Source organism: Amedibacillus sp. YH-ame6, from assembly GCF_053848845.1.
This window is the reverse complement of sequence record NZ_JBSPEZ010000015.1, coordinates 13,177-26,304: the sequence shown is the minus strand read 5'-3', so window position 1 is coordinate 26,304 and position 13,128 is coordinate 13,177. Positions and strand designations below refer to the sequence as shown.

Here is a 13,128-nt window from a genome sequence, read left to right as displayed (position 1 = left end):
ATAGACCTTGCTGTGTTACATACTTGTGTGACAAGTTCTAGAAATTACATCCATCTGTTGTTCACGAGTTAAATCAATGAATTTTACTGCATAACCAGATACACGAATTGTAAAGTTCGCATATTCTTCTTTTTCAGGGTGCTCCATTGCATCCTTTAATTTTTCAATACCAAATACATTTACATTTAAGTGATGTGCTCCTTGATCGAAGTAACCATCTAACACGTTCACTAAGTTTTTCATACGCTCTTCTTCATTGTGTCCTAATGCGTCTGGATTGATTGTTTGTGTATTACTAATACCATCAAGCGCATATTCATAAGGAAGTTTCGCAACAGAATTTAAGGATGCTAATAATCCGTTTTGTTCTGCACCATATGCTGGGTTTGCTCCTGGTGCTAAAGGTGCTCCAGCTTTACGTCCATCAGGAAGTGCTCCTGTAGCTTTCCCATATACTACGTTACTAGTGATTGTTAAGATAGAAGTCGTTGGTTCAGAATCACGGTATGTGTGACGTTTTTCGATTTTACCAATGAATGTCTTCAACAACCAAACAGCGATATCATCCGCGCGATCATCATCATTACCATAACGTGGATAATCCCCTTCTGTTTCATAATCAATGACTAGTCCGCTTTCATCACGGATCGTTTTTACTTTTGCGTATTTAATTGCACTAATAGAATCTACAACATGAGAGAATCCTGCAATACCAGTCGCAAATGTTCTACGTACAGCAGTATCAATCAATGCCATTTGACTAGCTTCATAGTAATATTTATCATGCATATATTGAATCAAGTTCAAGATATTTACATACAAGTCGACCAACCATTCCATCATGATATCGTATTTTTGCATAACTTCATCGTAATCTAGATATTCTGATGTAATTGGTGTATATTGTGGACCAACTTGTACTTTTGCTTTTTCATCCATACCACCATTGATGGCATATAATAAACATTTCGCAAGGTTTGCACGAGCTCCAAAGAACTGCATTTCTTTCCCCGTCTGTGTCGCACTTACACAACAACAAACGGCATAGTCATCTCCCCATACTGGACGCATTACATCATCATTTTCATATTGTACAGAACTTGTCTCGATAGAAATACGAGATGCATAATTTTTAAATGCTTCTGGTAAATGAGAAGAATATAATACCGTTAGATTTGGTTCTGGTGAAGGACCCATATTTTCCAATGTATGAAGGAAACGATAGTCACTTTTCGTAACCATGTGACGTCCATCCATACCTAACCCAGCAACATCTAAAGTTGCCCAAACTGGATCTCCAGAGAACAATTCGTTGTAAGAAGGAATACGTGCGAATTTTACCATACGGAATTTCATGGTCATGTGATCCACCATTTCTTGTGCTTCACTTTCCGTTAATGTTCCACTTGCAAGATCACGTTCGATATAAATATCTAAGAATGTAGATACACGTCCAATAGACATTGCAGCACCATTTTGTGTTTTGATAGCCGCAAGATATCCAAAGTATGTCCACTGCATTGCTTCTTTTGCATTTGCTGCAGGTTTGCTGATATCAAATCCATAAAGAGCAGCCATTTCTTTCATACCCTTTAATGCTTTGATTTGTTCTGCCAATTCTTCACGTTGACGAATGATATCATCCATCATTGTTCCACATCCACAGTTTGCTAAATCAGCTTGTTTCTGTTCCACAAGATAATCAATACCATATAAAGCAATACGACGATAATCCCCTACAATACGACCACGGCCATACGTATCAGGAAGTCCTGTAACAATTTTATATTTACGAGCTTGACGCATTTCTGGTGTATAACATTGGAAAACTGCATCGTTATGAGTCTTATGATATTCATGGAAAATTTCATGTAGTTTTGCACTTGGTTCATAACCATACGTAGTACATGCTTCTTCACTCATTTTGATACCACCATAAGGCATAAATGCACGTTTCAATGGTTTATCTGTTTGTAAACCAACGATCGTTTCTAACTCTTTCATTGCCTCACTAATATACCCTGGACCATAAGAAGTTAAAGAAGATACGATGTCTGTCTCCATATCTAAAACGCCACCCTTAGCGCGTTCTTCTTTTTGTAACTTTTGAAGTTCACCCCATAATTTGTTTGTAGCCTCACTTGGATCTGCTAAGAATGATTCATCCCCATCATATGGTTTGTAGTTGTTTTGAATGAAGTCACGTACGTTCACTTCTTCTTTCCAAATACGACCTTCAAAGCCTTGCCATTCATTACGATTGTTTGTTGTCATTGTTCTGCTTTCCTCCTAGTCTTATAACGTCTATATTATACTTTGATTTGTTTTTTCATGCAAAGCAAACGCCTTGCAATTCTTACAAATCTATATAAAGAAAGAGCCTAACACATACTGGACTCTTCTGCCCAGACGGTCGGCTCTGCTTAACATTATACTCCCTGTGGTCAATTCCACTTCCGTCAGTCATATAACTACTTATAATTTACCATTATTAAATGCAATCGTCAACACCTTTTCTTCATGAATTTAATTACATTTCTTTTCATATACTCTGTAAATAAAGCATGTTTATTTTCATGGAATTAAACTCTATTTTTACGTTTGCTTTTTAACCGTTTGAATAAATAGTGAAACCATTCTTCCAATTCATCTTTGTTCGTAAAGATACGCGCAATGAGATGTGGATGTTGTTTACTCTCCACAATTGCCACTTGTCCTCCATTACGCATCGTCGAAATAGCTTGTTCATACATAACTTGCGTATCTTTTTGAAAATTAAAATCCTCATTTTTATATTGTGCTGCTATTTTAATAATATCTGCGTAATAAATGGTATATACGATATTTGCTGGTTGTCCAAACACACGAATCATTGCTTTATAAGTCGTCAACCATACATTCCCACTTTTACGAAGTTCATGAGCTTCAAACTTATTTCTTTCTACTGCCTTACGTAGTGTATTACCATCAGAAAATCCCCATTTCTCTGCTGCTTCACTAAACGTTAACACTTCATTCAAATCCACCATAGTTTACTCCTAATAGCATGTGCTATTCTTCGCCCTAAGGATTCCTTATCTTGTTTTTACGATTGCTTCCCATAGTGCTTGGGCATCCATGATACCAAATACTCTTTGATCTATCATATGAGGTACAATATCGCTTCCAACAAAAGACGTTGAAATACGATGCATCATATATTGTGCTTGTGGCGCTACCCATATTTGTGATATCCTATGCTGTAAATCATACATCCTTACATTATATCGCGAATCTATCATAGAAATAGAACCATAGGCGACACAACATTCATATGTATTCGCCAATTGTTCATATGTTTCCAAGATATTAGAAAGTGAATCTACATATACGGATTCATTTCCTTCAAGCTTGCCTATCTTTGTAGCTAATATATAAGAGGAACGTTGTCCAAAACAGCCAATGACTATAAGTTCCATAAAAATTCTTCTTTCAAGAATTTATCGATACGTTCTAAAAACTGTAGTGGTTGATCTTCATAGATTTTGCATCCACTATATGGAAAGGATTCATAAACAAGGAAAGGATTCTTCATTCTTACTAAGGTATCAATAATATATCCCTCTTTCGCAATCACATCATCACTTCCCTGCATTAATAAAGTAGGCACGGTAACATCATGTAATGCTTCTTCACTTGGATGATCAAATAACCAACTAGAAATAGCTGCGATATGACGCAATGCAACAGATGTGTTTTTATCAGAATGTATCCATTGATTCACATGTTGATTTTGAAAAAATTGTACAGGTGTTTGATCTTCTAGAATAGTTACAAACTTTTTCAGTTCATTGCTTCCTTTTTCCAAAGCACTATGTTTTAACATTTGATAAAACGTATCGGATGCCTCACTCGTCAACAACAAAATAGGATTCATCAAAATCATACCATCAAATACATCCGCATAATGATGTTGTGTTTGAAGCGCAAGAAAGCCTGATAAATCTTCCCCACATAACAACAAAGATTTACAAGGAAAACGTTCTCTAATATCTTTGGCAACACAAACTACATCTTGCATGCATTCTTCAAATGAAATCCCTTGTTTTAAATCATAATACGAAAGTCCACATCCTCTTTGATCATAAAACACACAACGATACTTATCACATAGCTTTTGCATTGCCTCATGCATAATCAAAGGCCAAGCACCACTTCCTGGTCCTCCATGTAAAAATAACAACACCATATCGTTCTTTGTTTTTGATGCAAATGTTTGTAAATATTCGTTCCCAGCTTTCACTTTATACTTTATCATATTCATCACCCTGTCACTACTTCGTGACAATATATTTTTATTTTAACAGATGAAGTAAGGATTTTCAAGTATCAAAAAGGAACATCATTCATGTTCCTTTTCGTCTATGCTTTTTTATGAAATTGAACTGGCTTCTTCTTTACGCTTTTTTGAGTATACAATTCATATACTTGATCTGCACTATTTGCGATAACAGGAGAATGCGTCACAAGGATAATACATTTTTGCTCTTCATACGCCAACTGTTTGAATATGTCCATAATTTCATTTTGTGTATCTTCATCTAAATTCCCTGTAGGTTCATCTGCTAAGATGATTTCTGGCTCATAAGATAATGCTCTAGCGATTGCTACACGTTGTTGTTGACCACCCGATAATTTTAATATTCTGCGATTTGCTTCATCATCTTCGAGTCCTACTTTACGCAAGAGTTCCATTGCATACTCTTTTCGATCTGTTCGTTTAATACCTGCGATATCCATGGATAGCATAACATTCTCTACCGCACTTAAATTAGGTAACAAGTTAAAATTTTGAAATACAACCCCTACATACTTGCTACGATATTCATATTGATCAACTTCTTTAATATCTTTTTTATTATAGATAATTTTGCCTGTGGTAGGTTTTGTTAGTTGTGATAACAACGATAACAATGTTGTTTTCCCTGCTCCAGATTTCCCAACAATGGCATAAATCTTACCTTCTTCAAAAGAGAAATTCACATCTTGTAATACAACATCTACTCCATTGTAACTATATCCAACATTTTCTAATAGTAATTGCATGTCGTTTCCTCCTTTACTCTCGATTTGACAATATCTTCAACGGTTCATAACGTTGAATACTCATAACCGCAACACCACCCGATAAAATGGTTAATAAAATCCCGATTCCTATAAGTTCTACAATTACTTTCATATTGGTTGCGCTGTTAATTTCTTCGATATAGTTTGTAGTTCCTGGTGCAGAAGGCATTCCACTACCTTTGCCTGTCATACCTCCAGGTCCTCTACTACTATCTGAGAATCCATTTGTTGTTTCACTTGTTTGTGTTGATAACAAGGTATTGGTAAGTGGAACCGATGATATTGCACCAATGCCAGTTCCAATTAAAATAGCAAACAGTGTAGTCACAAATATTTCAATTACAAATTGTGATGCAACCTTCATTTTGTTCATACCTATCGCCGCAAGAACGCCAATTTCATATTTACGTTCTCGTATACGATAAATATTTAATACAACCAAAATTATGCCTCCAATGGTTAAAATCACAATCAAGAAATACGTTGCATACTTACTAAGATTTTCTAAAGGTTGTAAACTTTGTTCATAGGCACTTACATCACTACTACTAATGGTATACGTATCCGATAAACCTAGTGCACGTGCTTGCTCTTCAAACACTTCATAAGCATCTACATTTTCAAATACATACGTACCATTACTCATACAACGAAGTGCTGTTGAACTTTCTTCATTTGCTGTGTTGGCAACGCTTTGATCCGCAATACTTTGCAATGCTTCATAGGACATATAAATCTGATTTGCAGGGTCCATCATAGCCATATTCATAAATCCACTGCTCTGTGTAGTTTCATTACTTGTATAGATACCAACCACTTTTACAATAAACGTTTCTTCCGTATTACTAGGATTTGTAAACGTGATACTATCTCCTACTTTAATTGAGTTTAAGGTTGCGAGTTCTTTGTTGATGATACACTCCAACGCATCACTACCTTCCTCAAATACTTCTCCACTTGTTATTTCATTGCTTCCATCACTAAAAGATGTCATAGCTGCATAGGAACTATATCCAGTGAATGTAAAATCACCCTGATTTTCCATGCCACCTCGCATCCCTCCACCACCAGGCGCATTTTCATCTTCTGTGCTACTAGAGGTAGAAACAGCTTCTACCTCCGTACCATTTAAAGAGGTACTATTGGTGTAATAAAAATCTTTCACAGATTCCGCTTTCGCATAGGTCTTCATCTCGTCGATTGATAACGTTGCCATATTTTTCATCTGTTCCTTCATATCAGAACGTTGTTTACTTTCATCGCCTTCACCGTTTTGTGAGATGTCTTCCATCATCGATTGACGATCTACTCCAATACTTGCCGTAATTGCAATTCCATCCAAACCACTTTCTTTTTCACTTACAGCAGCTTCCTTAATGGATAATGCTAAACAAGCTGACAATCCAATCACAAAGGCAATACAACCAATTAAGATATTCCTTCCCTTTGAACGAACTATATTTCGTAATGCATTCTTTAAGATATACATAGGTATACTCCTTTCTATTACGGATACATCTTACAGGAACTATGTGTAAGGCATGTGAACGTACCCTGAAAAGAAAAAGAAAAGTAGGATTGCTCCTACTCGATTGGTGTTTGATAAAATCTTCCTTCTACAAATTCTGATTTGGTTACATTGATAAAGCTCGTTGGATCTAGTTCTCGAACACGTACTACCAATTGTTTTACATTGCTACTTTCCAGTACTGTATATAACATTGTCCTTGGTTGTCCATAATACGTACCTATCCCCTCTAAACGTGTAACTCCATGATGTGTGGTATTTTGAATCTCTTCGATTACGATATCTGGATTGCTCGTAACGATATGGAGGGTAACTTTTTTATAACGTGTATGTACCATGTTAATAATTTGTGTCGAACAGAACTGAAAGATAATGGAGTATAGTGCTTTATCCCATCCAAATAAATACCCAGCAACCATCAACATCACCGCATTCATTCCTAAAATATAATTCCATGCCGGTTGGTTGGTTTTCTTAGATATCCACATAGCAATGAAATCCGTTCCCCCTCCACTCGCATTCCCACGAAGTGCAATTCCTAACGCAATTCCTTGTAAGATACCTCCAAACACGGATATCAACAAAATATCTTCCGTTACATTGATGATTGGAAGTATTTCCACAAACATACCCGTTAATACAATGACCATAATGGAATAAATGGTAAACTTCTTTCCAACGGTACGAAACCCAATATATGCAGGTATTGCATTTAAAGCATAATTGACAAGCGAATAAGATACTTGTATATGCGCATACTTTTCAAAACTTCTTTGAATCAATACTGTCAACCCAGTAAAACCTCCTGGAAAAAGACCACCAGCACCAATAAAGGTATTGATGTTGATTGCACATAAAAATGAACCTATTACTACACAAATAATCGATATAATATCACGACGACCCCATGTTTTCTTCATACTAATCCTCTTCTATGTCTTTTGGACAACAGTATTATACAACGTTTTATCTTCTATGTGTACAAAATTGTAAAGAGACTTTCTTATTTTGTAGAAATAAGAATGCTAACATTTTTACATCCTCTTAACAAAAAAATTATACTACTTTTCCTATTCCCTTCATAAACTAAGTTTGTAAAGGAGATACAACAATGAAAAAACTATTGACATTCATGCCTTACGCCCCAATTGATCAACTACCTGTTGATGAATCTGCATTTATTGAAGATGATTTGTATTTATCAGGATTTAAGAAAACATCGTATCAGTCCCTAGAATTTGATCTATGTATTGATGGTGAATTATACAACACAGAAGAAATCACCAAAGAACTAATCCTTGCGAATTTCAAAGCACCTACTTGCTTAGAAGAAGTCTTCTTATACTCTTATTTATTATGGGGTAATGAAGCTATGCGAAAACTGGAAGGTTCTTATTCCTTCACCATCCGTAAAGGAAAAACTATCCTTTCTATCAAAGATCCTATGGGAACCAAGCCTATCTTTTATATGAGTAACAAAAAAGGTATTTGGGTTTCCAATAGCATCGATACGATATTAGAATACAGCGAAGAACCTGCAGTTCTTAATAAAGATGGAATCATTGAACTGTTTGCCTTTGGACCTAGCTTAAGTGAGAGTGAAACTTTATTCAAAGATATCAAAGCTCTTCCTATGGGATCTATATTATCTCTTCGTGACCATAAAGTACAAGTAGAGCGTTATTACGATTTACCACTTTATAAACATGAAGATTCTCTAGAAGATACTATCGCAAAAGTTCATGATTTGGTACATGACTCTGTCATCAACCAAAGCAAAGATTGTAAAGCTAGTTTCTTATCCGGTGGTGTAGATAGTAGTATCATTACTTCTATTTGTACAAAAAATAATCCTGATTGGCATACGTATTCTTTAGATTATGAAGGAAATAGTGAAAACTTCAAAGGAAACATGTATCAAGTTTCCTTAGATCAAGAATACATTGATGAAATGTTAGCGTATTGTAAGAATAGCCATACCAAACTTACCATTACACAAAAGGAATTATTAGATGCATTAGATGAAGCAATGCTTGCGCGTAATATGCCTGGTATGGGAGATGTCGATTCCTCTTTATTATGGTTATGTGAACAAGTCGCAAAAGAAGAAAAAATAATTTTAAGTGGTGAGTGTGGGGATGAAGTATTCGGAGGATATCCTTGGTTTTATCGAGAAGAATTCAAAGATATTCAAACTTTCCCATGGTTACGCTACAGTGAACAACGTATCCAACTTCTAAATAAACGAATCCAAGATTTTGATTATCAAGGGTATGTAGATAAGCGCTACCTTGAAACACTGGCTATAGTGAAGTATTTGGATAGTGATAGTGAAGAAGACAAAAAAGCTCGTTTAAACACCGTACTTGTATTACACTGGTTTATGCAAACCCTTGTTACACGTCAAGTATGTGAAGGCGATAAAGCCAAGGTTAATATTCGTGCACCTTTTGCGAATGTGAAATTGTTAGAATATGTATATAATATTCCATGGTCTATGAAATTTCTAAATGATGAAGAAAAAGGAATCCTTCGTAAAGCCTTTGAAGATGAACTTCCTACAAAAGTTGCTCATCGTAAAAAGAACCCCTTCCCTAAAACACACAATCCCCTATATGCTGATTTGATTGCGGAAAAAGTAAAAGAGCGTTTTGATGATCCAAATAGTCCTCTTCATGTTCTATTTGATGATGAGAAATTAAAAGAACTAATCGATACAAAAGGAGCTTCCTATACACTTCCTTGGTATGGACAATTGATGAGTGGACCTCAATTATTATCTTATATTTATCAAATTGATCGTTGGATTTGCGAATATCATGTAACAATAGAATAAAGCCCCGAATCACTCGGAGCTTTTTTCTTCGCCTTTTAAATCTACATCTTGTATTTCTTTAAAACGTGCTAGTAATTTATTGGTTGTAATTTGTACCAATTTCATATCTTGATAACATTTTTCAAAATCATTCGATACGTTTGTATATCGTTTTTCAAATCGTTCAAATTCTTGTTGCAGTCTTTTTAAAGCGTCTTGTATTTGTAAGATATTTTCATTTCTTTGAACACCCAAATAGATAGCTTTAATCGCTGTGATATATGCCATGAGTGTTGTTGGAGAAACAAGATATACTTTTTGTTCAAATGAGTATTGAATAAGTTCAGGACATTGTCCATGAAGATAAGAGAAAATTGCTTCTGCTGGTATAAACATATACGCAAACTCTGCAGTTTCATGTTGGATGATATATTTCTCCGCAATGGTTTTGATGTGTTTTTTTACATCGGATAAAAATATAGCTTGAACTCGTTTACGTTCCTCACTTGTAATTTGGTCTTGTAAGATACGATTATAGTTTTCCAATGGGAATTTAGAATCGATACAGATCATACGCAAAGGTTCACTTGCAAATACAACCGCATCTGCGATATACCCATTGCTTAGTTTATACTGTTTCTGATAACGGCTTGTATCTACTCCCATTGCCACTTCCAACAAACTATAAAGTTCAATCTCTCCAAAAATGCCACGTGTCTTCTTATCTGTTAAAATACTTTGCAAATGCGTAATAGAAAGTGATAACTCTTTTAAATTTTGTTGACTCTCATCAAGCTTCCCCATTCTTTGTAATACTTGTGTAAATACTTTCGATGTTTGATCATATCCATGTGTCATATTTTCATTCACATCTTTTTGTATCGTATATAAATGACGTGTTGTTGTTTCGTTCAATTGTTGTAAATCCTGTTTCATCGTATTGCTCATTTGAGATTGAAACTGCATCAATACTTCATTCATGCTTCTTTGTGTTTGAAACAATGCTTCTTGCTGTCGTTTTTCACTTTCCAACAACAATTCTTTTACTTCATTTTTTTTATTTACGGAAGGACGCATCGCTATGATTAACACAATTAGCAACACTGCCACAGCCGCAATACATATATACATTACATACTCCATACCATCATTCCTCACTTGTAATAAGTATACCATGAATATCAGCGTAGGAACGAGTCTAAAATTTCTAAATATTGAGAGCACAGTGTTATTTCTCGCTTGATTGCTCGATACTCCACTGCTACCTCAACCTGTTCTCCATTTAAAAAATAAATAATCGTATGTTTTCCATTTCTTTTTATCGTATCAATTCCTCGAGCATTCAACCAAAGGCATTCCATAGTGGTTACTTTACGTGTAGGAAACATCATATCTTTTGTTCTTTCTGAAATTAAAATTGGAACTTTTTGATGAATCTGTAAACGCATTGCACATGCCTTTCTTCTACCTTCATAAGTACTTCCATTCATCACACACCATTCGTTGATAAAAGAAGTAGCTTTTATATCTTTTACAAAACATAGTGTATCATCTTGTAAAAGTTCGATTCCCATCAGTGTTTCCTTAATCATATAAATCATAGTATCACCCCTACGCAAAGGGTATCGTACATACTATGGAGATTGCAAGCAAAGTTAACAGATACGATACTTCTATCTTAAAAATCAACAAATAATTAAAAAAAGACAGTCCTAAGACCGTCTATTAGCAACATCCTCCGTCGCATCCGCCGCCACATCCAGAGCATCCCTGGTCCTGTGCCGCCATTTGTTGTTCGTAAACCAATGTATCAATCACAATACATTCAATTTCTACTTTTACATCTCTAGGTAAACGAGCTACTTCTACACAGCTTCTTGCTGGATATGGTTCTTCTAAGTAAGAACCATAAACTTCGTTTAATTGTGCGAAATCATTCATATCAGAAATGAAGATTGTTGTTTTCACGATATGACGGAAATCTAGACCCATATCATTTAAAACCGCTTGAATATTCTTCATTACTTGGTGTGTTTGTTCCTCAATTGTAGTACCAACGATTTCTCCTGTTTCTGGTGAGAAAGGAACTTGTCCTGAAAGGTACACGAAGTCTCCTAATTTTACTGCTGGTGAATAAGGCCCGATTGCCTTAGGTGCGTTTTCTGGTTTGATTGCTTTTAAAAATACGTTCATAATATGACCTCCTAGTCTAATTCATCATCCACTAAGGATAAGATTTGCAATTCTATTTTGGATGCCATTCCATCCTTGGTATCCAACACTTTGATTTCAAAGTTTTCAAATTCTATTTCTCGGCCCTTACGAACCTTACGATGGTTATTTAATTCATTTACCCAAGCACTAAAGTTTCTTGCTTTGGTAACTGGTGCATCTTGATCATCTACATATGTATCGAAGAACTCCACAAGATTCACTTTTCCATCGATGGTAAAGGTATGATGTCCAATCTCTACAACGTGATTTGGTAACGTATCGTATTCATCATAGATTTCTCCTACCAATTCTTCCAATACATCCTCTAATGTCACAATACCAACAAATACATGAGAATTATTACTTTCAATAACAATTGCCATATGTTCCCTACTCTTTTGAATATCCTCTAATACATCTGGTAGATATTTACGTTGAGAGACAAAGGTTGGTGCTTGCATCATATCCGCAATGACGATTTCCCTATCTTCCAATAAGGCATCTAGCACATCGCGTACTCTTAGGATTCCCACTACTTCTGTAGTTTCATAAGAAATTACTGGTAATCGTGATAATTTATGCTCTTTAAGTACCGCTTTTAGTTGATCCATAGTCGCATTATCATAAAGAAATACAACTTTATCTTTTGGCACCATGATATCGTGTACATTTTTATCATCAAACTCAATGACACTTTCAATAAGTTCACGTTCTTCTTGCTCAAGAACACCCTCTTGTTCAATTGTCGAAACAATTTCCAATAGTTCATCCTCAGTTGCTGTTACATTTTCTATGTTCATTTTCTTTTCAAAATAATCTTCTATTTTTTCTACCACGAATGTAATAGGTCTAAAAACAGTGACTAGAAAAGATAATGGCTTTGCCATAAACAACGCTACAGACTCAGATTTTGCCTTGGCAACAATCTTTGGTGTAACTTCTCCAAATGTTAATATCATAATTGTCATCATTGCAGTCGCCAAAGCCACACCCGCATCTCCAAACAGTTTCGTAAACAAATCTGTCGCGATGGATGTCGCTAAAATATTCACAACATTATTCCCGATAAGAATTGTTGTGATTGCAGCTGTAAAATTTTTTGATATGTTGTAAGCTTTTTTTGCTCGTTTATCACCATTTTTTGCCATCTGTTTTAAACGAATCATATTCACTGATGAATATGCCGTTTCTGTCGATGAGAATAAAGCTGATAAAGCAATTAGCACCAATAATACAATCATAAGCACTATATGCGGACCTTCCAAGTATAACCACTCCCTAATATACATATGATACATCATGCGTTCCACAGACAGTAAAGAAAGACCTTTACTAAGTCATTATTATAAACGAAAATAAATATTTTTCAATCAAAAAGACCACATTGTCACACTCTTTGTCATTTTACTTTCTACATTTCCAAAAATTCACAGTCTCATAATTGCGTATAAATACCACTCTTACG

General features: G+C 35.3%; 12 protein-coding genes and 1 riboswitch. Of the genes, 1 reads left to right on the top strand and 11 read right to left on the bottom strand.

The annotated features are described in order from the left end of the window. Nucleotides 1-15: 15 nt before the first annotated feature. The 7 genes from pflB to ACWG0P_RS10385 all read right to left on the bottom strand — a co-directional run bounded on the left by pflB (nt 16) and on the right by ACWG0P_RS10385 (nt 7,554). The gene (pflB, locus tag ACWG0P_RS10415) at nt 16-2,274 is read right to left on the bottom strand and encodes a formate C-acetyltransferase (protein WP_455801666.1); all 2,259 of its coding nucleotides are present in this window, start codon (nt 2,272-2,274) and stop codon (nt 16-18) included. Between the two features lie 122 nt (nt 2,275-2,396). Further along, nucleotides 2,397-2,477: riboswitch (ZMP/ZTP riboswitch) on the bottom strand. A gap of 105 nt (nt 2,478-2,582) precedes the next feature. Beyond that, entirely contained in the window at nt 2,583-3,029 is a 447-nt protein-coding gene (locus tag ACWG0P_RS10410; protein WP_455801665.1) for a helix-turn-helix domain-containing protein, read from the bottom strand. Nucleotides 3,030-3,074: 45 nt separating this feature from the next. Further along, nucleotides 3,075-3,458, bottom strand: a complete 384-nt coding sequence (locus ACWG0P_RS10405) for a hypothetical protein (RefSeq protein WP_455801664.1) — start codon at nt 3,456-3,458, stop codon at nt 3,075-3,077. Beyond that, entirely contained in the window at nt 3,446-4,297 is an 852-nt protein-coding gene (locus ACWG0P_RS10400) for an alpha/beta fold hydrolase (RefSeq protein WP_455801663.1), read from the bottom strand. The genes ACWG0P_RS10405 and ACWG0P_RS10400 overlap by 13 nt, the downstream gene beginning before the upstream one ends. Before the next feature lie 104 nt (nt 4,298-4,401). Continuing rightward, the gene (locus tag ACWG0P_RS10395; RefSeq protein WP_455801662.1) at nt 4,402-5,085 is read right to left on the bottom strand and encodes an ABC transporter ATP-binding protein; all 684 of its coding nucleotides are present in this window, start codon (nt 5,083-5,085) and stop codon (nt 4,402-4,404) included. A 13-nt stretch (nt 5,086-5,098) separates the two neighbouring features. After that, entirely contained in the window at nt 5,099-6,595 is a 1,497-nt protein-coding gene (locus ACWG0P_RS10390; protein ID WP_455801661.1) for an ABC transporter permease, read from the bottom strand. Nucleotides 6,596-6,690: 95 nt separating this feature from the next. Then, the gene (locus ACWG0P_RS10385) at nt 6,691-7,554 is read right to left on the bottom strand and encodes a YitT family protein (RefSeq protein WP_455791527.1); all 864 of its coding nucleotides are present in this window, start codon (nt 7,552-7,554) and stop codon (nt 6,691-6,693) included. A gap of 191 nt (nt 7,555-7,745) precedes the next feature. Here ACWG0P_RS10385 and ACWG0P_RS10380 point away from each other — a divergent pair, with 191 nt between their 5' ends. Continuing rightward, nucleotides 7,746-9,470: an asparagine synthetase B family protein gene (locus tag ACWG0P_RS10380; protein ID WP_455801660.1), complete on the top strand. Its 1,725-nt coding sequence runs from the start codon at nt 7,746-7,748 to the stop codon at nt 9,468-9,470. Nucleotides 9,471-9,479: 9 nt separating this feature from the next. On the opposite strand, the gene ACWG0P_RS10375 is transcribed toward ACWG0P_RS10380, so the two are convergent. The 4 genes from ACWG0P_RS10375 to ACWG0P_RS10360 form a co-directional block, all read right to left on the bottom strand. Then, on the bottom strand, nt 9,480-10,592 hold the full coding sequence (locus ACWG0P_RS10375) for a DNA recombination protein RmuC (protein WP_455801659.1): 1,113 nt from the start codon (nt 10,590-10,592) through the stop codon (nt 9,480-9,482). A 38-nt stretch (nt 10,593-10,630) separates the two neighbouring features. After that, complete coding sequence (locus ACWG0P_RS10370; protein ID WP_455801658.1) at nt 10,631-11,050, bottom strand: competence protein ComK; 420 nt, start codon at nt 11,048-11,050, stop codon at nt 10,631-10,633. Nucleotides 11,051-11,174: 124 nt separating this feature from the next. Further along, nucleotides 11,175-11,642 (bottom strand): RidA family protein, encoded by a 468-nt coding sequence (locus ACWG0P_RS10365; RefSeq protein ID WP_455791535.1) that lies wholly within the window; start codon nt 11,640-11,642, stop codon nt 11,175-11,177. An 11-nt stretch (nt 11,643-11,653) separates the two neighbouring features. Next, the gene (locus ACWG0P_RS10360) at nt 11,654-12,904 is read right to left on the bottom strand and encodes a hemolysin family protein (RefSeq protein ID WP_455801657.1); all 1,251 of its coding nucleotides are present in this window, start codon (nt 12,902-12,904) and stop codon (nt 11,654-11,656) included. Nucleotides 12,905-13,128: the final 224 nt, after the last annotated feature.

Excerpts from the sequence above, each read along its gene's own strand:
- pflB (WP_455801666.1), bottom strand. The coding sequence starts at position 2,274 with ATGACAACAAACAATCGTAATGAATGGCAAGGCTTTGAAGGTCGTATT.
- ACWG0P_RS10410 (WP_455801665.1), bottom strand. The coding sequence starts at position 3,029 with ATGGTGGATTTGAATGAAGTGTTAACGTTTAGTGAAGCAGCAGAGAAA.
- ACWG0P_RS10405 (WP_455801664.1), bottom strand. The coding sequence starts at position 3,458 with ATGGAACTTATAGTCATTGGCTGTTTTGGACAACGTTCCTCTTATATA.
- ACWG0P_RS10400 (WP_455801663.1), bottom strand. The coding sequence starts at position 4,297 with ATGATAAAGTATAAAGTGAAAGCTGGGAACGAATATTTACAAACATTT.
- ACWG0P_RS10395 (WP_455801662.1), bottom strand. The coding sequence starts at position 5,085 with ATGCAATTACTATTAGAAAATGTTGGATATAGTTACAATGGAGTAGAT.
- ACWG0P_RS10390 (WP_455801661.1), bottom strand. The coding sequence starts at position 6,595 with ATGTATATCTTAAAGAATGCATTACGAAATATAGTTCGTTCAAAGGGA.
- ACWG0P_RS10385 (WP_455791527.1), bottom strand. The coding sequence starts at position 7,554 with ATGAAGAAAACATGGGGTCGTCGTGATATTATATCGATTATTTGTGTA.
- ACWG0P_RS10380 (WP_455801660.1), top strand. The coding sequence starts at position 7,746 with ATGAAAAAACTATTGACATTCATGCCTTACGCCCCAATTGATCAACTA.
- ACWG0P_RS10375 (WP_455801659.1), bottom strand. The coding sequence starts at position 10,592 with ATGGAGTATGTAATGTATATATGTATTGCGGCTGTGGCAGTGTTGCTA.
- ACWG0P_RS10370 (WP_455801658.1), bottom strand. The coding sequence starts at position 11,050 with ATGATTTATATGATTAAGGAAACACTGATGGGAATCGAACTTTTACAA.
- ACWG0P_RS10365 (WP_455791535.1), bottom strand. The coding sequence starts at position 11,642 with ATGAACGTATTTTTAAAAGCAATCAAACCAGAAAACGCACCTAAGGCA.
- ACWG0P_RS10360 (WP_455801657.1), bottom strand. The coding sequence starts at position 12,904 with ATGATTGTATTATTGGTGCTAATTGCTTTATCAGCTTTATTCTCATCG.